Origin of the sequence: Pseudomonas sp. HY2-MNA-CIBAN-0224, from assembly GCF_040310285.1 — a bacterium.
GTDB lineage: Bacteria > Pseudomonadota > Gammaproteobacteria > Pseudomonadales > Pseudomonadaceae > Aquipseudomonas > Aquipseudomonas helleri.
Genome location: NZ_JBEOPQ010000236.1, coordinates 1 through 380, shown reverse-complemented (window position 1 = coordinate 380; position 380 = coordinate 1). Strand labels below are relative to the sequence as shown.

General features: G+C 42.9%; 1 protein-coding gene. It reads right to left on the bottom strand.

Annotated elements, in window-relative coordinates:
- On the bottom strand, positions 1–315 hold a 315-nt coding region (locus AAEZ03_RS26195), incomplete at its 3' end, for an enoyl-CoA hydratase-related protein (protein ID WP_350582670.1).
- Between the last annotated feature and the right edge of the window lie 65 nt (positions 316–380).

Below are 380 nucleotides of genomic sequence, written 5' to 3'. Positions count from 1 at the left end.
ATTTATAACCGCGATACTGACACCGCGATACGCTGATAGCGCTTCAAACGCTTCACCAAACGCGATTGCCATGCTGATTGCTTGGCCTTTATCACCGTCTGAGAAATTGTTTAAATCCGCACCTGCTGAAAAGAACTTCTCGCCATCGCCATGGATAATTAAGGCGTAAACATCATCATTGGCATTGAGGTCAGTAACCAGCTGCTTTAGCGCTGGTAGACTGTCCATCGTCCACGTATGGGCTGGTGGGTTATTCAGTGTTACGGTAGCAATGTGACCGTCAATTGATAACTTGAGGTTGGTATAATCCGTCATAAATAATCCTTTATTTTATCTGAATTTGGTAAGATTTATTGGTTAAGCGCTAGGTAAAATAGCTA